Origin of the sequence: Bacillus sp. CCNWLW194, assembly GCF_037120585.1 — a bacterium.
GTDB classification, from domain to species: Bacteria; Bacillota; Bacilli; order Bacillales; family Bacillaceae_G; genus Bacillus_A; species Bacillus_A basilensis.
On sequence record NZ_JBBBBL010000012.1, the window covers coordinates 93624 to 113752 of the forward strand.

Genomic DNA, 20129 nt, shown 5'->3' on the forward strand with positions numbered 1-20129 from the left:
TTTGAATAGCTTGCAAATGAGGAGTGGGGAAAATGAAAAAAATTCTAGTAACCGGTTCTTTAGGGCAGATTGGTTCTGAACTAGTAATGAAACTTCGTGATGTATACGGCGCATCAAATGTTATTGCAACAGATATTCGTGAAACAGATAGTGAAGTAGTAACGTCTGGTCCATTTGAAACGTTAGATGTAACAGATGGACAAAAACTACATGATATCGCAAAGCGTAATGAAGTAGATACAATTATTCATTTAGCAGCTTTACTTTCGGCAACAGCAGAAAAAAATCCGTTATTTGCATGGAATTTAAATATGGGCGGACTTGTAAATGCATTAGAAGCAGCTCGTGAATTAAACTGTAAGTTCTTCACGCCAAGTTCTATCGGTGCATTCGGTCCATCAACGCCGAAAGATAATACGCCACAAGATACAATTCAGCGACCTACTACGATGTATGGGGTAAACAAAGTAGCAGGAGAATTACTATGTGATTATTATCATCAAAAGTTTGGCGTTGATACGCGCGGCGTACGTTTCCCTGGTTTAATTTCTTACGTAGCTCCTCCAGGAGGCGGAACAACTGATTATGCAGTTGAAATTTATTATGAGGCAATTAAAAAAGGCACATACACCTCATACATTGCAGAAGGAACATACATGGATATGATGTACATGCCAGATGCTTTACAAGCGATCATTTCATTAATGGAAGCTGATCCAAGTAAGCTAGTGCATAGAAATGCATTTAATATTACAGCAATGAGCTTTGAGCCAGAGCAAATCGCAGCATCAATTCGTAAACACATTCCGACGTTTACAATGGACTACGCTGTAGATCCAGCTCGTCAAACAATCGCTGATAGCTGGCCAAACTCTATTGACGCAACAGCGGCAATGAAAGAGTGGGGCTTTAAAGCAGAATACGATTTAGACAAAATGACAACGGACATGCTGGCGAAGTTAAAAAAAAAGTTCGCAGCTGAGTTAGTGATGAATTAATAGGAAGGGTCGATTCTTAGGAATTGACCCTTTTTTGTTTTTATTTTAAGAATATACAAATAATTACAAACGTGATAAAATGAGTTAATTTGTGTATAAAGGGGCGACAGAGAATGGATAAATGGGAGTTAGCAAAGGGAATTTACAATGCGTCACGTTTAACGGGAACATTTAAGCTTCGATCGGGACAAGTATCAAATCAATACTTTGATAAGTACTTATTTGAATCTAATCCAGTATTATTATTAGAAGTTGCTAAACAATTGAAAGAGCTCATTCCTCCTGAAACAGAAGTACTCGCAGGTTTAGAAATGGGAGGTATTCCAGTAGCAACAGCATTATCTTTACAAACGGGTATACCAGTTGTATTTGTAAGAAAAGAAGCGAAGAAGTACGGTACATGTAAGTTAGCAGAAGGTATTGATATTACTGGGAAAAATATTTGTGTTGTTGAAGATGTTATTACGACAGGTGGTCAAATATTATTAAGCACGAAAGATTTAAGAGAACTAGGTGCGAAAGTACATCATGTTCTAGGTGTAATCGAACGAACAAAAGAGGGAAGAGAAAACTTATTAGAAGATGGCTTACAACTACATTCTTTATTTACAATGGATGAGTTAATTGAAGGAGAAAAGCAACATGCAAAGAGTTGATGTCGTATATGCACTAATACATGACGAAGAAACAGATAAAATATTAATGGTACATAATGTAGAACAAAATGTTTGGTCATTGCCAGGCGGGGCAGTTGAAAAGGGCGAAACGTTAGAGGAAGCTTTAGTAAGGGAAGTAAAAGAAGAGACAGGTTTAACGGTTATGGCAGGTGGACTTGTTGCGATCAATGAAAAATTCTTTGAAGAATCCACGAATCATGCACTATTATTTACATTCCGAGCGAATGTAGTAAAAGGTGAACTTATGGCAGAAGATGAAGAGGAAATTTCCGCAATAGAGTGGTTAGATCGAACAATCGCAAATGAACGATTCCCATTCTACGATGGAGGATTCGAGTCATTATTAGAAGTAGCCATTCCATACAAGTTTCAGCCAGAAACAAAGTGATTGAAAGAAAAAAACAGGAGCGACAACGCTCCTGTTTTTTCTATTCAATCGTCTTCAGTAATAACTTTTTCAATAGTGGTTTAATCTTCAAACGTAAATCTTCAGCGTGATTTGCAACTAAGAAGTGATGGTTATAAATGTTCTTCATTAATTGATAAGTTGCTTCTTTCGCTTCGCCTTCTTCGATAAATATCCCAATTACTTCCATGCCACTTTTACGAGCAAGTTTGACAGCTTCATGCGTATCTAAAATACCGTCTTGTTGATAGTCTAGTGCAGAAGGCTCACCGTCTGTGAAGACAAGTAAGAATTTATGCTTTTCTGGTCTTTTTGCAAGCTTTTCAGAAACGATACGAATAATATATCCGTCGCGATTATCTTCTTCTTCGCGAAGTTGCATAATTTCGGGACCAACGTTTGGTAACGTTGAGTTTTTATATGTCACAACTTCATGGATAACGTTCGGTTTATCTTCAGGCTTAGCACTAGAAGCATCTTCCCAAAATCCGCTAATAGCGTGCGGGATTTTTAAAGATTTCAATGCTTCATGGAATAGGACAACACTCTTCTTCGTTTCTTCCATTTTGTTATACATAGAACCAGAACAGTCCACTAATAGTTGGAATGCAACATCGAGCTCTTGCGATTCTTGTCCTTTTTTATAAAACATGCGCGGTTGCTTTTCAGTATAAATACGAAGGAATTTCTTACGAAGTCTTCCGTAGTATTTATCACTATTTGCATTCGTTTTATTTTCAATCGTTTTTTCGATAATTTTCTTTAATTCTTTTACATCTTTATTAACGACAGATTTGATAGCTTGGTAATCTTTTTTCTCGTCAGGGTTTGATTTGCGAGCTTCTTTAAATGTATGAGAGGCACCAACGTTATACTTGCCATATACACCGTCGTTTTGACTAGAAGCATGGGAAGCTCTTGCTTCCTCTGTATCAGCACCATCAAAGTTAGATTGTGTACTTTTTTGAGAAGTACCCTGTACAGAACCAAGTGCTTGGTCGCCATCCTCTGATTCACGAGCAGTATCACCCATCATATTTGTTTTTGTTCCACTTTCTAATTCAAAGCGTAAAAAGTTCTCGTTTTCGTTATTTTTATTTTCACGATGCCATGTGGAGAAACTTTCATCCATTTTGTTTTTATTTTCATCGTTATCTATGAGCTGCGTATCATCATTTGCTAATTTTTCAGGACGACTGTCTTTCTCATCTGCAATAACAGATAAGTAGAGCGGAGCATGTCCGAAATAATTGTTCAGCATGTCACTTTCAAGAAGCTCCTCTAAGCGATAGCGAATTTTCTCAACGATATACATAATATCTTCCGTATTACGAGCTTGGAATGTTTCATGCAAAATTGCTTCAATTTGCTCGAAATATTCATTATTAAACATTTCATATTTATCGCTCGTTAACGAAAGATAACATAGACAAAATAGACGATCACCATGATAGTTACGAACGCGATTGATTTCATTTTGTGAGCCGAAGTAGTTGCGATACATTTCTTTTCTTCTTTTAAAAACATGCTTTGTGCCAGGGCGTAAGTTTTTTACGATTTCCTCAACACGTAAATCTTCTAATAGAACAAATAGTTGTGTTAAAAACTTTTTTAAGGGTGATTCTTGTAATTCAATCGCATAAGAACGAATTAAAGTCATGTCCGAGTAATGTTTATTACCAAGTGCTTTTAAAAACACTTCGCTTTTTAATCCGATTACTGTATCCTCTTCTTTTCGATCATCCCAAAAGTGACTAATGACAACCTTTTTTTCAATTTCGTCGTAGTATGCTTTATAGCCATACTCAAGGTAGGCATCGTCTTCTTTTAGAAGAGCATACATTAAGTTTTCCATTTGTAGAAACAGCGACGCATCAATTTTTTTGTCACTAAAAATTTGTCTCATGAATTATCCCTCAAAGAAATAACTTTCTGCTAATTCACGGACAGTCATTTGTTCTGTTTCATCGTTTAATTTTGCGATAATGCTTCGTTCGATAGCGCGCATAACAGGAATATACACACCTAAATCACATGCGTCGAGAATACCACGAATACTTGCTGCTTCTTCACTTACACGTCCATCACGAGCTAAAGGCATAAGGTCGCTTGCAAATGCAACGAACTTTTCAATTGTTGCAACATCTTTTAATTTTGATTCAGCTAATAATAGTTCTTTTAATGTATCACCTTGAATGTAAGGAACTTCAATAATAACGAAACGGTTTTTTAACGCTTCGTTTAGTTCGCTTGTTCCAACGTAACCTTCATTAATTGCTGCAATTACGCGATATTCGTCATCACCGTATACAACTTCTTGTGTAAATGGATTTGTAATCATTTTACGGTAATCTAATGCACCGTGAAGAAGTGGTAATGTTTCAGGCTTTGCCATATTGATTTCATCAATATATAGGAAATGACCGTTCTTCATTGCTTTCATAAGAGGACCGTTAACGAATGTAACTTCAGATGCGCCATCTCTCGTTTGTAGTGTGTTGTATCCTAAAATACCTTCTACATCTAGGTCGACAGAACAGTTAATGCTATGCATTGGTTTTTGGAATAAAGAAGAAAGAGTTTCAGCTAGTACTGTTTTACCACTACCAGTCGGCCCTTTTAATAGAATGTTTTTGCCAAGAAGAAGTGCTGTAATAGCATCTTCAATAATGCTGTTATCAGATGCTTTATATATTTTCTTTCCAATTAAATGTGCATTTTCACCAGCTTCTTGCTTATTCTTTTCGTGAATTGTAGAAAGCTGCTGTTTTAAATCAGCATGTATATGAAATTGTTCTAACATGTATTTCCCACCTAACATTATTTTCATAAAGTAATACATCTTATGATAACTTGTTTTAATATGGTATGCAAAGAAAAGGAGAGGGGAGTAATGGAAAAGAAAAAGCAATCAAAGTTACATTGATTGCTTACAGTAAAGGAGAAATGAGTCGCATGAAAGACTCTAGTATTCGTTTTTTGATACTTCTTTTTTGGAATGCGTTCCATTTAATTTCAGTGGAATGTTTAAAGTCATCTTCAAAATCACGTTTAATATCATGAACGGTTTCTGATTCATATAGTACGCTAATAAGTTCGTAATTTAATTCAAAGCTACGTACGTCCATATTTGCTGTTCCGATTGTCGCGATTTTATCATCAACGAGTACAATTTTTGCATGCATAAAACCATCTTTATAACTATAAATGGAGGCACCAGCTTTTAAAAGTGGAGTGAAGTAGGACTGCGATGCTTGATCACTAATAATACTATCACTTTTACCGGGATATAAAATGCGTACATCTATGCCAGAAATCGCACTTAAGCGTAATAATGTTAAAGTTTCTTGATCTGGAATAAAGTATGGTGTAGCAATCCAAATCGACTTTTTTGCAGATCCCATAACAGCTAATAATGTATTGCGAATGCTTTTATCATCTGAGCTTGGTCCGCTCGCTACAATTTGCACAGCACCTTCTGCACTTGAAATTTCTTTACCTGGGAAGTATTGTCTATTCATAAATTGATCCCAAGAATAAGTATTCAATCCACTAGATGCATAGAGCCAATCCTCTAGAAAAATTGCTTGTAATTTATATAGCGCTTTTCCTTCTATTTTTAAATGACTATCACGCCAAACGGGAAATTTTTTTGAACGGCCAAGATATTCATCACCAACGTTGAGTCCACCAGTAAAACCGATTTCTCCATCTACAATGACGATTTTACGGTGGTTACGATAATTAACTGTTTCAAGTAACCAAGCTGAAAAAATAGGGTCAAATTCAACAATTTCAATCCCAGCTTCTTTCATAGGCTTTAAAAAGCGTCTTCTTAACGTATTACTTCCTAATCCATCATAAAGGAAGCGTACAATAACACCAGATTTTGCTTTTTTTATTAACGCATCCCGAACTTTTGTACCAATCTCATCAGATTTATAAATATAGTATTGAATATGTATGTGATGTTTTGCTTGCTCGATAGCTTGCAAAATTTCTGAGAATGTTTGATCTCCGTTTGTTAAAAGTTTTGTAGTTGTTCTATCTGCGGCAGGTCCGCCTCCAAATTTTTGTATAACTTTTGTTAAATGTGTAGAACGCTCATGTAAGGGGACTGTGAGTGATAATTCTACTCGTCTTCCTTCTAATATTTCACGGAATAATTTTCTTTGTTCTTCTGAACGATGGAGATGTTTTTTTCTTCTCCAACGGCTACGCCCGAAAATAGAGTATAAAAGCACACCTACAACGGGAAGAAGTGCTAATACTAAAAACCATGCTAAAGTGCTTTGTGGAGATCTATTTTCGATAAAAATAACGAAAGATATTCCTATGATTGTAAGAGACCATAATACACCGAAAAAGGTATATAGTGAGAGGATAGACGTATCTAAAAGTAAGAGTACGATAGATACAATTATAAATACCAATAATAATTGAACGATAGGCTTCTTCATTGCTATAAAATTCCTCTAATCTTTCTTAAATATAGACTTCTTATATAAAAAGGTACAATCCGACATTCTTATTATAAAGTGTTTTGTTTTTTTTACAAAATATAGACATTTTCTCCATGCTTTCCGCATTTGTCCTACATACAGTATATTGTTACGTTATTAGCCCGCTATTTGCTGGTTAATAAACAGTGTAGGGGGACAAAATCCTTGCCCCTTATATAGGAAAGGGGATAACCATATTACGTGGATTCTTCCTATTATATAGGTTGCCAACAAGGTCCGTACTATTCATACAATATCTATTAAGATAAGAAAATGGAAAAGGAGCGGGGAAACATGAATTATATAGAAAATAACGGATTGTATTATCGTAATCATCATCATGGAGGGCACCATCATAACGGCGGACATCACCACCATGGAGGGCACAATCACCATGATCATCATCACCATCACGGAGGTGGATGGGGCTGGGGTGGCGGCTCATGGGGCGGTGGATTTTTCCCAGGAAGTTTTGCTGGAGGCGTGTTAGGTGGGCTTACAGCTGGCGCATTAACGGGTGCAGCAAGTGGAGGCTACTATCCAGCGCCGTACCCAGTAACTTACCCAGCGCCATACCCAGCACCATATCCGGGTTATCAGCAAATACCATATCCTTATTAAACTAAAAAAAGAGGCTTTCCTCTTTTTTTAGTTTAATGAAGCATTTATTTCTAAAATACTTCCAAAATAAAGGTGGGAATATGTTAATATTTTGTTATTGTAATTCAAAGACATATATACTAATTTTATATTATTATTCGTGAATAGTTGTATAGTGTGCTCGAACTTCTATTTCGCTAGTAAAAGGTTAGATGTGAGCAGAATTAGTAGGAAACAGAGGTCGTATAGAGCTAGTTTTATAAAGGAATGTAAGAGAATGAATAAGGTATAATAAAGTCAGCTAATTATAGCGATAAGAAGCTACTATGTATAATTGAAACGGTATTATATTGCTTTTTATTACAAATAATATTATGTTATTTTAATCGACATATTTCAAAATGTGATTTATGTAAAGGACGATTATTAGGAAATGAAATATCTCTATTTCTATGAAAAGAAACAAGTTGTGTTTTAGTCAGATAGGAAGCAAGGAGAGATGCGCATGCTAGAACAAAGAGGTCATGCATTATATGACTCTTCATTGCGAGATTTAAAGTTAGCATTAGATGAGTCTTCAATTGTTGCGATTACAGACCGAAATGGTCGTATTACATATGTAAATGATAAGTTTTGTGAAATCTCCAAATATACACGAGAAGAGTTAATAGGGAAAGATCATCGTATTTTAAATTCAGGATATCACCCAAAAACATTTTTTCAAATGCTATGGAAGCGTATTTTAAGCGGAAAAGTATGGAGAGGTGAGATTCGAAATCAAGCAAAAGATGGTACATATTATTGGGTTAAAACAACAATTGTTCCATTTTTAAATGAAAAAGGAGAGCCATATCAATTTATTGCGATCCGAAATGATATTAGTAGTAGGAAAGAAGCAGAACAGAGGTTGCGGTTAAGCGAAAGTCGTTATAGAGAGCTTGCGTATCATGATGCTTTAACAAGTTTACCGAACCGCTTACAATTAATAACGACTGTTAACGAATTGATTGCAGATAAAAAAGAGTTTGGTATGATTTATTTTGATTTGGATCGTTTTAAATTAGTAAACGATACGCTAGGTCATATGATAGGAGATTTACTTTTAAGCGAAGTTGCTTCACGGTTGCATTATGTGCTAGGAGAGAAAGACGTTCTGGCTAGGCTGGGTGGCGACGAATTTGTGCTGTTAACAAAAAATCATACACAAGATGAGATGAGGCAACTAGCGACATCTGTGTTGTCGTGTTTTCAAGCACCATTCATGCTTGAAGGTCATGAAGTATATATTTCAGCTAGTCTAGGACTTTGTTCATATCCGCAAGACGGACAAGATGTAGAAACGTTATTGAAGAATTCGGATTTAGCTATGTATAGCGCAAAAGAACAGGGCAGAAATGCAGCGTGTTTCTTTACAGATGAATTACGTGCGAAAATAAATCGTAGAATGAAAATTGAATTTACTTTGCAAAAGGCAATTCGTGATGAAGAGTTAGAGGTGGCACTGCAGCCTATTATTGATTTGAAAACGAAGAAATATACTGGTATCGAGGCTTTAGTACGTTGTACGACAGAAGAAGGGCCTATTTCCCCAAGCGAATTTATCCCTATAGCTGAAGAATCTGGACTTATTATAAAATTAGGGGACTGGGTATTAGAAAAGTCATGTCGCTTATTTAAAACATTGCCAGAGTACGAAGAAGGACTAAAGTTATCTGTGAATTTATCTATACAACAATTAATGCAAAAGCATTTTATTTTATCTGTACGTAGTATTTTAAAGAGAACTGGCTTTTCTCCAAATCGTTTAATTTTAGAAATAACGGAAAGCACTGCTGTTCGTCATTTTGATTATATTATTGCTACATTACAAGAATTAAGAAGTATGGGCGTTTTAATTGCTTTAGATGACTTCGGAACGGGCTATTCTTCCTTATACTATTTAAAACAACTGCCACTGGATATAGTGAAAATTGATCGTAATTTTATTCGTGAATTTCATTATGATCACGCACAGCCAGAGCGAACGATTGTAAAGTCTGTTATTGAAATTGCCCATAGCTTAAATTTAGCAGTAGTTGCTGAAGGGGTAGAAACAGTAGAGCAAGAAAGCTTATTACAATCTATGGGCTGTGATTATGTACAAGGTTTTTATTATGCGAAACCTTTATCGGTAGGAGAGTTAAAAGAAAAGTTAATTATAGATTTCTAATAAAAAAGAGAAGCCAGAAGCTTCTCCTTTTTTAATTCATTTTTTGTGAGTCTTTCATTAGTACAGGATAAAGAATAAGACCTAATACGAACAATCCGATTCCTAAGAAGAACGTTTTTAAATCAGCAGTTCCCGTTTTGATAACCCAAATAGAGTATACAAATGCTAATGTAGTAATGATTCCATCCTTTATTCGAGAGCCAGGCATTATATCATAAGTTTCCCCTGTAATAACCAATTTAAATTGGTACAGCGTCGAAACAAGGTATGGAATTAAATAAGCTAATGTTGCTACAACGATAGCGAAATTATAAGCTTCTGATACAGTACCAGAAATCGTTGAGAATAAGAAAATTTGTGTCATCACATTTGTAATAAATAATGATTTTGAAGGACTACCTTTTTTATTTGTTTTTGCGAACAACTTAGGGAAAAGTCCATTCTTTGCTGCCTGATAAGGTACTTCTGAACTAACAACGATCCAGCCAACTGTAGATCCAAATAAAGATACAAGTGCAAGTAAAGCCATTATATATGCACCTTTATTGCCAATTGCTAAATTTAATGCGTCTACTAATGGTTTTTGAGATTCTTTTAAAGCATCTTGTGGAAGAGCTCCCATTGTAAGTAGCGTAATTGACATGTAAATAAGAAGAGCGATAATTAATCCGAAAATAGTAGCTTTTTTTACATCACGCTGAGATTTTGCACGGTTAGAAAGCATTACAGCAGATTCAATACCGATAAATGCCCAAAGCGTTGCAATAGCAGCTGAATTGATTTGTCCACCTAACGAAATTGATTGTCCTGCTTCATTCATAAATGTTTGACCGTCTCCGAAATTAGAGGCATTGAAAATGAATAATGTGATTACAATAAACATTGTAAATCCGATAATTTTTGCAATGGTAGCAAGAAGATTCATATTTCCAGCTCGGTCAATATTTTGAGAAAGAATGTATTGAATTCCCCATAACATAAGGCTACATACGAGGAAAGTTAATCCTTTTCCGAGTTCTAGTGAAAATCCGTTCGTTGAAAAGAGAATTTGCTTACTTTGTAACACTGGAAAGAATGTTGATAAATATCCAGCAAAGGAAATAATAACAGATGCTGTTGCAGCCCAGTTCGCAGCCCAATATCCCCATGCCATACTATATCCAGCAACTTTACCCGCTTTTTTTGAAGGAAACATCGCTTGCGCGTAACTTTGTGGTCCTGCTTTTAATTCTGGCTTGCGAATTGCTAAATTTCCAAATACGAGTGCAATCATAAATACGCCAAGGCCTGTAATACTCCATGCAAGTGTAGAACCCATTGGACCTGATACGTGTGCTAAATTTGCTGGAAGCATAAATACGCCACCGCCAACCATATTCCCGATAACAAAAGCTGTTAAAATCCATAATCCCCATTTTTTCGTTTCCATTTTTGTTAACTCCTTTGTAGTAAGATTTGCTTAAACATCATTTTTTACTAGCTTTTTGGCAATAAAAAAAGAGCCATGTAGATAAAAAATACCTACATGGCTCTTCGCCTAACGTAGGTACAACGGGAATAACCCTTGTACCTACGCGTAATTTTTCCGCTAGGTTTCAAGGGTTACGTATGATGATGATGTTTTTGTGCAAATGTAACTACAATTGTTGTATAAGTAAGCATAGTTCTTTGCTCCCTTTCTCCTCTGATTTTGAAGTTAGTATACTACATGTTTTTTTGAATGAAAAGAAAAATATAAAAATTTTTATAAAAATACGCTTTAGAGATTAAATATTTACCTGTATTTTTCCTATACTGGAAAATAAGTGAGAGATTGGCAGAAGAGTATAGCATGGTATAATACATATAGAATTAGAAGGTGACAAGGGGCTATTGTAGATGATGAGTAAGTATGAGCAAATTTATACAGAAATCAGTAAGTCTATTGATAATAAACAATTAAAAGAGGGATGCAAAATCCCATCAGAAACTGAATTAATGAAGCAGTATGAAGCAAGTCGAGGTACTGTAAGAAAAGCAGTAGATTTATTGCAAGAGCGTGGATATGTTCAAAAAATACACGGAAAAGGTGTTTTTGTTTTAAAGAGAAAAAACATTGAATTCAACTTTGGTGGTATTGTAAGTTTCCAAGAAGAAAATGAACGTTTAGGACGTCATTGTATTACAGAAGTCGTAGAAATAGAAAAAGTAAAAGCGACAAAAGAAGTTGCAAAACTATTAAACGTGAAAGAAAAAACAGAAATAGATCATATTAAACGCGTACGAAATATTGATGGAGAAAAAGTAATTTTGGATATCAATCATTTTGTGTCGGAATATATTCCAGGATTAACGAGTGAAATTGCGGCGAAGTCCATTTATAAATACATTGAGAAAGAACTAGGGCTTCATATTAGTTACTCACAGAGGGTAATTGAAGTGCAACCATGTACAGAAGACGATAGAAAGTATTTAGATTTAAATGGGACAGACTATGTTGTTGTTGTGAAAAACTTTACACATTTTTATGATGGAAGTCAGTTCGAATATACAGAATCCCGCCACCGTTTAGATATTTTTCATTTTTCGGATGTGGCGCGGAGAAAGTAAAGAGGTGGAACAAACTATTGTTTCATCTCTTTTTTTATAAAAAAAATACAAACTCGTATATACGAGTGTTGACTAACTTATATATACGAGTTAATATGTAAGTGTAAACGGTATCAAAAAAAGAAAAGAGGGACGGGAATATGGGGAAAGACTATCGTAAAACAGCTGAGGAAGTGTTGCAGTATATTGGTGGGAAAGACAATATTGAACAAGCTGCGCACTGTGTAACGAGGCTCCGTATCGCTTTAAAAGATGAAAGTAAAATAGATAACGATAAATTGCAGTCTGTTTCATTAGTGAAGGGAGCGTTTCATAATGCTGGGGTATTTCAAATTGTAATCGGTCCAGGAGATGTTGATCGAGTATATGCCGAATTGATAACGCTTGCAGGTATGAAGGAAGCGACAGTAGCTGACGTAAAAGATTCCGGAAACCAAAAGTTAAATCCAGCTCAAAAGTTTGTAAAAGTATTTTCAGATGTATTTATGCCGATATTACCAGCAATCGTAACAGCTGGTTTACTAATGGGAATTAACAATCTATTAGGGGCAAAGGACTTATTTTTTGAAGGTAAAAATTTATTAGATGTGTATCCAAACTTAAGTGGACTTTGGGATTTAATTAATATGATGGCGAATACAGCATTCGTATTCTTACCAGCACTTGTCGGTTGGTCAGCAACGAAGCGGTTTGGTGGTAGTCCGATATTAGGGATTGTTATGGGGTTAATGCTTGTGCATCCTGCCTTATTAAATGCGTGGGATTATGGAAAAGCAGCGACTGGTTTAGATGGACAAAAGATTGAGTACTTCGATATTTTAGGATTATTTCAAATTGAAAAGGTAGGGTATCAAGGTCAAATCTTACCTGTCTTAGTAGCAGCATTTGTATTAAGTAAAGTGGAAATCTTCTTAAAGAAACATGTACCAAATGCAATACAATTATTAGTTGTACCAATTACAACGATTGTCGTAACAGGTGTGTTGGCGTTAGGGATTATTGGTCCAGTTACACGTCATATTGGAGATTTATTAACAGCTGGATTAGTAGGTGTATATGAAACTGTGCCAGTAGTTGGAGCAGTATTGTTTGGAGCATTATATGCACCGCTCGTAATTACAGGTATGCATCATATGTTTATTGCAATTGACTTACAATTAATTGCACAGCACGGTGGTACATTCATTTGGCCAATGATTGCTCTTTCTAACATTGCACAAGGTAGTGCAGCACTTGCGATGTTCTGGATTTCTAAAAATCAAAATGATAAAAGTATGGCATCCACATCAGCAATTTCAGCATATTTCGGTATTACAGAGCCAGCTATGTTTGGTGTGAACTTACGAAATAAATTCCCGTTCTATGCAGCAATTATAGGATCGGCTGTGGCAGCGATATTCATTACGTTAAATGGTGTATTAGCACCTGCTATTGGAATTGGCGGATTACCAGCATTTATTTCTATCATTCCGAAATCGATTCCAATGTTTATTGTAGGAATGGTTATCGCAGTTGTAATCCCGTTTACGTTAACGTGGTTATTTGCAAAAAGAGTTAAACAGAAGTAGGAGGAAGTTAAACATGAAGGATTGGCATAAAAGTGTAGTTTATCAAATTTATCCGAAGAGCTTTAATAGCTATTACAATAAAGAAACCGGTGATATAAAAGGCGTTACAGAAAAACTAGATTACTTAAAAGAACTCGGAGTAGATTATATTTGGTTAACACCGATATACCAATCACCACAAAATGATAATGGATACGATGTAAGTGATTATTACAGCATTGATCCATCTTACGGGACGATGGAAGAGTTTGAAGAGCTTTTAGAAGAAGCGAAAGCGCGTAACATTGAAATTATGCTAGATATCGTTGTAAATCATAGCTCGACGGAGCATAAGTGGTTTAAGGAAGCGAAAGAAGACAAAAATAGTCCATATCGTAATTACTATATTTGGCGTGATGAAAAAAATAATTGGCAATCTAAGTTTGGCGGATCTGCTTGGAAATACGATGAGAAGACAGAGCAATATTTTTTACATCTATTTGATGAGACACAAGCTGATTTAAATTGGGAAAATGAAAAGCTTCGTGAAGAAGTATATGATATGATGCGTTTTTGGCTAGATAAAGGGGTAACTGGATTCCGATTAGATGTTATTAATTTAATTTCAAAAAATCAACAGTTCTTAAATGATGACGGAAGTACGGCGACAAGCGATGGCCGTAAATATTATACAGATGGCCCGCGCGTTCATGAATATTTACAAGAGATGAACCGAAATGTTTTTGAAGGGAAAGATGTCATTACAGTTGGAGAAATGTCATCTACGACAATTGATAATTGTATTAAATATTCGAATCCGGATCGTAATGAACTGAGCATGACATTTAGTTTCCACCATTTAAAAGTAGATTATCCGAATGGTGATAAGTGGACGAAGGCTGATTTTGATTTCATTAAATTAAAAGAAATTATGTCTAATTGGCAAATTGAAATGCAAAAGGGCGGAGGATGGAATGCGTTATTCTGGTGTAATCATGACCAACCTCGTATTGTGTCACGCTTCGGTAATGATGAGAAGTATAGAAATGAATCTGCAAAAATGTTAGCGACAGCTATGCATATGTTGCAAGGCACACCTTACATTTATCAAGGCGAAGAAATCGGTATGACGAATCCTAAATTCGAGTCTATCGAGCAATATCGCGATGTGGAATCGTTAAATATATATGATATAAAGCTAGAAGAAGGATTATCAAAAGAAGAGATTATCGGGATTTTAAAACAAAAATCTCGTGATAACTCCCGTACTCCAATGCAGTGGAATGAAGAGGTGAATAGCGGATTTACAACAAATACACCTTGGATTACAGTTGCTGAAAACTTTAAAGAGATAAATGTAGAGAAGGCACTAGAAGATAAAGAGTCTGTATTTTATCATTACAAAAAACTAATTGAACTAAGAAAAACATATGATGTAATTACAGAAGGAAAATATGCTATTTTAGATGAAAATCACCCTAAGATTTGGGCATATACACGTATTGTAAATGAAGAGGTATTACTTGTTATCAATAACTTCTATGGAGAAGAAATAACGTATTCTGTACCAGTCCATGTTCAAGTAGATGGAATGAAACAAGAAGTACTACTGTCGAATTATAAAGATTCCAGCAAGGATATTACAAAACTTAACTTAAGACCATATGAATCAATTGTGTATCGATATACGAAATAAAAAGGTTGTATGCCCGCATGGCATACAACCTTTTTATTTTAAGACACCGCTGTATAAAATATTTACTTCTACCTCTGGTTTGAATTTTACCTTTGCATAATCTTTATTCCAATTTTTTTTCTTCCATAAATCAGGATGATAAGCGATAAGGTGTCTGCCGATACCGAAAGCATCACAGTTTGCTTTTTGTAGCTTTTTTGTTATTTGTTTTGCTTCTTTTGTAAGTTGCTTTGATAATTCTTTATTTAGTTTTTTTCTTGCACTCATTTTATAAAGATTATCTCTTGGAGCCTCAAGTGCTATAACTTTTAATTGAAGCTTAATGTGAGCATAAACATTTCCTTTTTTATCTGTTGTTATTTTTAAGTCTCGTTTTAACTTTCGATTGCTAATTTCCATTGTTAAATAATCAGATGTCTTCTCAGATTCATCACTAGTAAGTTTTTGGGTTATACGGGCACTTGTTCCCATTTTTCCGGTTAATAATACGAATAAAACAGATTGTTTCAAAGGTAAATGCCCAGTTAATTTATCATTGTTAAATAAAGCTAATCCGTTTGTAATTACTTCATTTCCTTTTATTTTTATAGAAGGGAGGGTAAAGTCTTTACCGGGATCTAACATTTTTGTAGCAGCTGTTTCTAAAGTTTCTTTTGGAAATACACTCATATCTTCTAAGCTTTTCACTTTTTTCTTTAGAAAATCTCCAATTAGTAAATTTCCTACTTTCTTTTTTTCTAGTATCTCGGATGTTTCACCATCTACTGCAATAAGTTTTACTAAAGCAGTTGGGTTTGTTGGGTCCCGAAAGCTGACATCTAAATAAGGTAGTACACCTTTTTTTAGAATTTTGGTTCCTAGTAATTGAACACCATATTTGAAATAACGAATATTTCCGGTTACATTTTTTTTCAGTGCATCGCTTGTATCTCTTATGTTATGCCCAGTTGCTGAATGTATTTCATTCTCGAATGAAGCTTGTTCTCCGCTTGAACTTTTTACGAGCTCAATTGTTTGCTGGAGTTTATTCTCTTCCGTAATATCAGATCCAATACTATAAGCTAACCTTGCTTCCCTTAATGGTTCTTGATCCCAGCAGCCAGAAAGGAATGCACTAGTACATAATACAAAAAGTAATTTAACTCTTTTTTTGAACATACTGTTCTCCTTTCTTATTTCTTATTACTGAATAAAGTAGAAATAAAAGAGGGAGGACAACGATGAAAATATAGGTGAACTTATCAGTGAAAGTTGAAATTACCTTTAATTCTTCAGGTGTATCGATAAATAAAGCTACACTAAAAGCAATAATACCAACGATTGGAACAGCTTTTTTATGGTTAGCAAGATTGAATATATGTCCAATTCCTATAGAAGCAGCGCAGTAATAACTAGCGATAGAAGCTACAACTGTTATCATCCAAATTGGTATGAATAGTAAATCAGTTCGGTCTATAATCCCGATATGCAAGGAGCGTAATAAGTAAGCAACTGGTTCTGGAATAAGCTCAATTTGTTTGGGACTAAATACGATAAAGCAAATCCAAACAGTAAAAGTATAAAAAAGGGTTACAAATCCATTAGCGATAGAAATTGCCTTTAGTTTTGCTACAGAACTCCCGTTTACTTTTGGGAAAGCGATAAGAATAATTTCAAAACCATACATAGCTGTAATTGTTTCTTTTGATGCTTGAATAATATTCCACCATCCGGCTTCTGTAATTGGAAAAATATAAGAAAAATCAGCTCGTGAAAACCCTAGTGCAATTAAAAGAGCCATGGGCAAAATGAGAATAGAAGCCATGACATAAAATCGTACAATAACTTTGAATGTGTTATAGGCTATATAGCAACAAGCTATCGTAAATAGTAAGAGAATTGCGTACCATGGGGTCGCTTGCAAAACCCATACTTTAATGACATTACAAGCATTTAACATAACTGTCATACCGATAAGAGTAAAATAAAAAACATAAGCAAAGCCTAATAGTTTTCCAAACTTATTACCAAATAGCATACAAACACTTTCATACATATCTGCATCAGGAAATCGTTTTAAGAAAAGCCACATAAGTAAAATAATAAGTTGAATTGCAAGCCCAGCGATGAGAGCGGAAATCCATCCACCACCTTTTGCTATCGGATGAAGACGGTTAGGTAGAGATAGTATACCGACCCCAATTTGGCATTGAATAACGAAAAAGGTAAATTGAACAAGCGAAATTTTACTTTGCGTGTTTGTCACCGTCCTCATCCTCTCTCGTTACATGTTGGCGCTGCATTTTTTTCGGTTTTGGATCATGTGGTCGTTCCCAAAAAGACCAAATTGGTAGTCTTACAAAAGAATCTTTCATATCTTTAATCCGCATCGGAGCAACAGGAGAAAGATATGGTGTATGAAATGAATGTAACTGGCATAAATGAACAAAAGTTATAATGAGACCGAATGATATTCCTACATATCCGAATATAGCAGCAAGGAGCATTAATGGAAAACGAAGAATTCGAACTGCTGAACTCATATCGTTCGATGGAACAAGAAAAGATGAGATTGCAGTTAAAGCTACAACGATAATCATTGTGTAAGAAACGAGTCCGGCTTTTACAATTGCATCACCAATTACTAAACCACCTACAATACCGATTGTTTGTCCAACTCGGCTCGGCAAGCGAATGCCAGCTTCCCGCAATAACTCGAAAATTAGCTCCATTAAGAGAGCTTCGAAAATAGGAGGAAGTGGTACTTTCTCTAATGAGGCTTTAATTGTATACACAAGTTCGAGCGGCAATACATCAGGATGAAAGGCTACGGTTGCGATATATATAGCTGGTAAGAGAAAAGCAATCAAGAAACTAACTAAGCGAATCATTCGGACGAAAGATCCAACGATCCAGCGGTTATTATAATCATCTGGTGATTGATAAAAAGCGAATAACGTAACAGGTACGATGAGCGCTGTTGGATCTCCGTCAGATAAAATAGCAACTCGTCCTTCCATTAAATTTGCTGCGACTCTATCTGGACGCTCTGTATTTAATTGCTGCGGGAAGGGTGAGAAAGACGTATCTTCTATAAATTCTTGTATGTATCCTGGAGATATGAGTGCGTCCGTTTTAATCGTTTCTAACCTTCTTTTCACTTCTGTAACGAGATCGTCATTCGCTATGTTTTGCATATAAGCAATTGCCACTTTTGTATGCATTTCTTCACCAAGTGTGAAATATTTAACGACGACATTTGGACTTTTTATGAGTTTACGAATCGAAGCTAAATTAGTTGCTAAATCTTCTACAAAACCAGAATGCGGTCCACGGACAACCCCTTCATTATCAGGTTCTGTTATATCTCGCTTTAAAGAAAGAGCTGTTTCAAAAATACAAAAACTGTCGACTTGTTCATGAAAATATAAGGATTTACCTTGTAATAAAAGTTGTATCCCATAATTTAAATTCGTTTCTTTTTTCATATTTAACGTAGAAAAAACTTTATCTAAAGATAAATCCGACCGTGTTAATAATGGCTCAAGAGCTAATTGATGAATTAGATTTGGATCTGCTAAAGATTCGATATATAAGATTGTTCCTTTGCCGTTTTGAAATGGGAGATCTAATTTTTTTATATCATCAGAATGGGAAAGTTTATTTTCAATGTAATTAATGTTCTCCGGAAGGGATGGAAACATATGCTTTTGATTCTTACTTTCTTGTTGGTCCTTGTAATTTTCCATAATTTCCACCTCTTTTAGAATAAAGTCACTTCTGTTAATTTTTGTCGTTTGTGAGAAATTTATGCTTGAATTATTTTTTTAAAAAGAGGATTGAAAGTTACGTTATATTGTCTTTTGTACATTATTCAATTTCATAGCAGTACTTCTAACATTTGTGTCGAATTAAGAAGATATATAGGAGGGATACATATGGAAATAGCTGTAGAACGAGTTTTTACAAAAGAGATTTTAGCAAGCGCAGCAAAGGCATTTCATGTAACAGTGGAAGACAAGCCGCTTGGAGATTTTGAGAATTATATTTTTAAGGCGAAGGGTGATAATGGCGAAGACTATGTATTACGTTTAACGCATTCGTCGCATCGCTCTAAAAAAGAAGTCGAGGCTGAACTAGATTTTTTACGATATGTTGCGGAGAACGGAGCAAAGGTAGCAGGACCTCTTTATTCAACGTCTCAAAACCTTGTAGAAGAAATCAGAGCAGAGGATGGAACTTTCTTTTTCGCTTCCTTATTTACATATGCAAAAGGTGAGCAAGTAAAAGGAGAAGGATCGCATTATTGGGGAGATGCTTACTTTGAAGCGTGGGGAAAAGCGATTGGCCAACTGCATCGCCTAACAATGAACTATCCTAAAACAGATTATCGTGATACGTGGGAAGAAGATGAGAGCGGGATTGTTAATGAATTAGAAGATGATCAAGTGAAAAAGATTGCTGCGGTATTAATGGATGAAATAAAGGCTCTTCCAATTGAAAGAGAAACATTCGGCCTTATGCACGGTGATATCCATCCCGGTAATTTTCATTATGATGGAAAAGAGCTAACAATCTTTGATTTTGATGATGCGGCTTATAATTACTTTATACATGATTTAGCGATGGTTCTCTATTACTCTGTTCTATTTACACCGTGGACAGCGGAAGAGAAGACAGATTTTGCTCGTAAACAATTACAAGTTTTACGAAAAGGATATGAGTATGAGCACAGGCTGGCGGATAGTTGGTATGAATCATTACCGCTATTTTTACGTTTGCGTGACATAGGTCTATACGGCACACTCCAAAAGAAGTTCAAGGGGAAAGATATGCCAGATAACTTCCGAAAATTATCTGAAGAGTTATATGAAAGAATTATAAGCGAAGAAGCAATTGTGAATATATAATACATTTTGTTCAAAA

16 protein-coding genes are annotated in these 20129 nt (G+C 35.3%); 9 read left to right on the forward strand and 7 right to left on the reverse strand.

The window, feature by feature from the left end; translation table 11 throughout:
- Positions 1 to 32: 32 nt before the first annotated feature.
- From V7S50_RS24265 to V7S50_RS24275, 3 genes are all read left to right on the forward strand, one after another.
- Entirely contained in the window at positions 33 to 998 is a 966-nt protein-coding gene (locus tag V7S50_RS24265) for an L-threonine 3-dehydrogenase (RefSeq protein WP_242255418.1), read from the forward strand.
- Between the two features lie 113 nt (positions 999 to 1111).
- Positions 1112 to 1654 (forward strand): orotate phosphoribosyltransferase, encoded by a 543-nt coding sequence (pyrE, locus tag V7S50_RS24270; protein ID WP_242255416.1) that lies wholly within the window; start codon positions 1112 to 1114, stop codon positions 1652 to 1654.
- Positions 1641 to 2063, forward strand: coding sequence for an NUDIX hydrolase (locus V7S50_RS24275; RefSeq protein WP_063225151.1), 423 nt, complete (start codon positions 1641 to 1643; stop codon positions 2061 to 2063). The genes pyrE and V7S50_RS24275 overlap by 14 nt, the downstream gene beginning before the upstream one ends.
- 40 nt (positions 2064 to 2103) lie before the next feature.
- Here the strand turns inward: V7S50_RS24275 and V7S50_RS24280 are convergent, their stop codons facing one another.
- From V7S50_RS24280 to V7S50_RS24290, 3 genes are all read right to left on the reverse strand, one after another.
- On the reverse strand, positions 2104 to 3987 hold the full coding sequence (locus V7S50_RS24280) for a vWA domain-containing protein (protein WP_242255414.1): 1884 nt from the start codon (positions 3985 to 3987) through the stop codon (positions 2104 to 2106).
- Between the two features lie 3 nt (positions 3988 to 3990).
- Positions 3991 to 4884 carry an ATP-binding protein gene (locus tag V7S50_RS24285; RefSeq protein ID WP_063225149.1) on the reverse strand — a complete coding sequence of 298 codons (894 nt, stop codon included), beginning with the start codon at positions 4882 to 4884 and terminating at the stop codon, positions 3991 to 3993.
- A 127-nt stretch (positions 4885 to 5011) separates the two neighbouring features.
- The gene (locus tag V7S50_RS24290) at positions 5012 to 6541 is read right to left on the reverse strand and encodes a cardiolipin synthase (protein WP_242255412.1); all 1530 of its coding nucleotides are present in this window, start codon (positions 6539 to 6541) and stop codon (positions 5012 to 5014) included.
- Between the two features lie 336 nt (positions 6542 to 6877).
- Between V7S50_RS24290 and V7S50_RS24295 the strand changes: the two genes are divergently transcribed.
- Together V7S50_RS24295 and V7S50_RS24300 are read left to right on the forward strand one after the other, a co-directional pair.
- Positions 6878 to 7204: a cobalt transporter gene (locus V7S50_RS24295; RefSeq protein ID WP_242255409.1), complete on the forward strand. Its 327-nt coding sequence runs from the start codon at positions 6878 to 6880 to the stop codon at positions 7202 to 7204.
- 484 nt (positions 7205 to 7688) lie between these two features.
- On the forward strand, positions 7689 to 9392 hold the full coding sequence (locus V7S50_RS24300) for a putative bifunctional diguanylate cyclase/phosphodiesterase (protein WP_242255408.1): 1704 nt from the start codon (positions 7689 to 7691) through the stop codon (positions 9390 to 9392).
- A 31-nt stretch (positions 9393 to 9423) separates the two neighbouring features.
- Here the strand turns inward: V7S50_RS24300 and V7S50_RS24305 are convergent, their stop codons facing one another.
- The gene (locus tag V7S50_RS24305) at positions 9424 to 10821 is read right to left on the reverse strand and encodes an amino acid permease (protein WP_242255406.1); all 1398 of its coding nucleotides are present in this window, start codon (positions 10819 to 10821) and stop codon (positions 9424 to 9426) included.
- Positions 10822 to 11270: 449 nt separating this feature from the next.
- Here V7S50_RS24305 and treR point away from each other — a divergent pair, with 449 nt between their 5' ends.
- From treR to treC, 3 genes are all read left to right on the forward strand, one after another.
- Positions 11271 to 11981 carry a trehalose operon repressor gene (treR, locus tag V7S50_RS24310; protein WP_242255404.1) on the forward strand — a complete coding sequence of 237 codons (711 nt, stop codon included), beginning with the start codon at positions 11271 to 11273 and terminating at the stop codon, positions 11979 to 11981.
- A gap of 140 nt (positions 11982 to 12121) precedes the next feature.
- A complete protein-coding gene (gene treP, locus V7S50_RS24315) occupies positions 12122 to 13549 on the forward strand; it encodes a PTS system trehalose-specific EIIBC component (RefSeq protein ID WP_000513953.1) in 1428 nt (475 codons plus the stop codon).
- Positions 13550 to 13562: 13 nt separating this feature from the next.
- Positions 13563 to 15224, forward strand: coding sequence for an alpha,alpha-phosphotrehalase (gene treC / locus V7S50_RS24320; protein WP_242255402.1), 1662 nt, complete (start codon positions 13563 to 13565; stop codon positions 15222 to 15224).
- Positions 15225 to 15257: 33 nt separating this feature from the next.
- Here the strand turns inward: treC and gerKC are convergent, their stop codons facing one another.
- Genes gerKC through gerKA form a run of 3 tightly spaced genes read right to left on the reverse strand, consistent with a single transcriptional unit; the run spans position 15258 to position 18952 of the window.
- The gene (gerKC, locus tag V7S50_RS24325) at positions 15258 to 16382 is read right to left on the reverse strand and encodes a spore germination protein GerKC (RefSeq protein WP_242255400.1); all 1125 of its coding nucleotides are present in this window, start codon (positions 16380 to 16382) and stop codon (positions 15258 to 15260) included.
- Complete coding sequence (locus V7S50_RS24330; protein WP_048525059.1) at positions 16363 to 17469, reverse strand: GerAB/ArcD/ProY family transporter; 1107 nt, start codon at positions 17467 to 17469, stop codon at positions 16363 to 16365. The genes gerKC and V7S50_RS24330 overlap by 20 nt, the downstream gene beginning before the upstream one ends.
- The gene (gene gerKA, locus V7S50_RS24335; protein ID WP_242255399.1) at positions 17450 to 18952 is read right to left on the reverse strand and encodes a spore germination protein GerKA; all 1503 of its coding nucleotides are present in this window, start codon (positions 18950 to 18952) and stop codon (positions 17450 to 17452) included. Before gerKA ends, V7S50_RS24330 begins: the two co-directional genes overlap by 20 nt.
- A 189-nt stretch (positions 18953 to 19141) precedes the next feature.
- Between gerKA and V7S50_RS24340 the strand changes: the two genes are divergently transcribed.
- Positions 19142 to 20113, forward strand: a complete 972-nt coding sequence (locus V7S50_RS24340) for a phosphotransferase enzyme family protein (protein WP_242255397.1) — start codon at positions 19142 to 19144, stop codon at positions 20111 to 20113.
- The last annotated feature ends 16 nt before the right edge of the window (positions 20114 to 20129 follow it).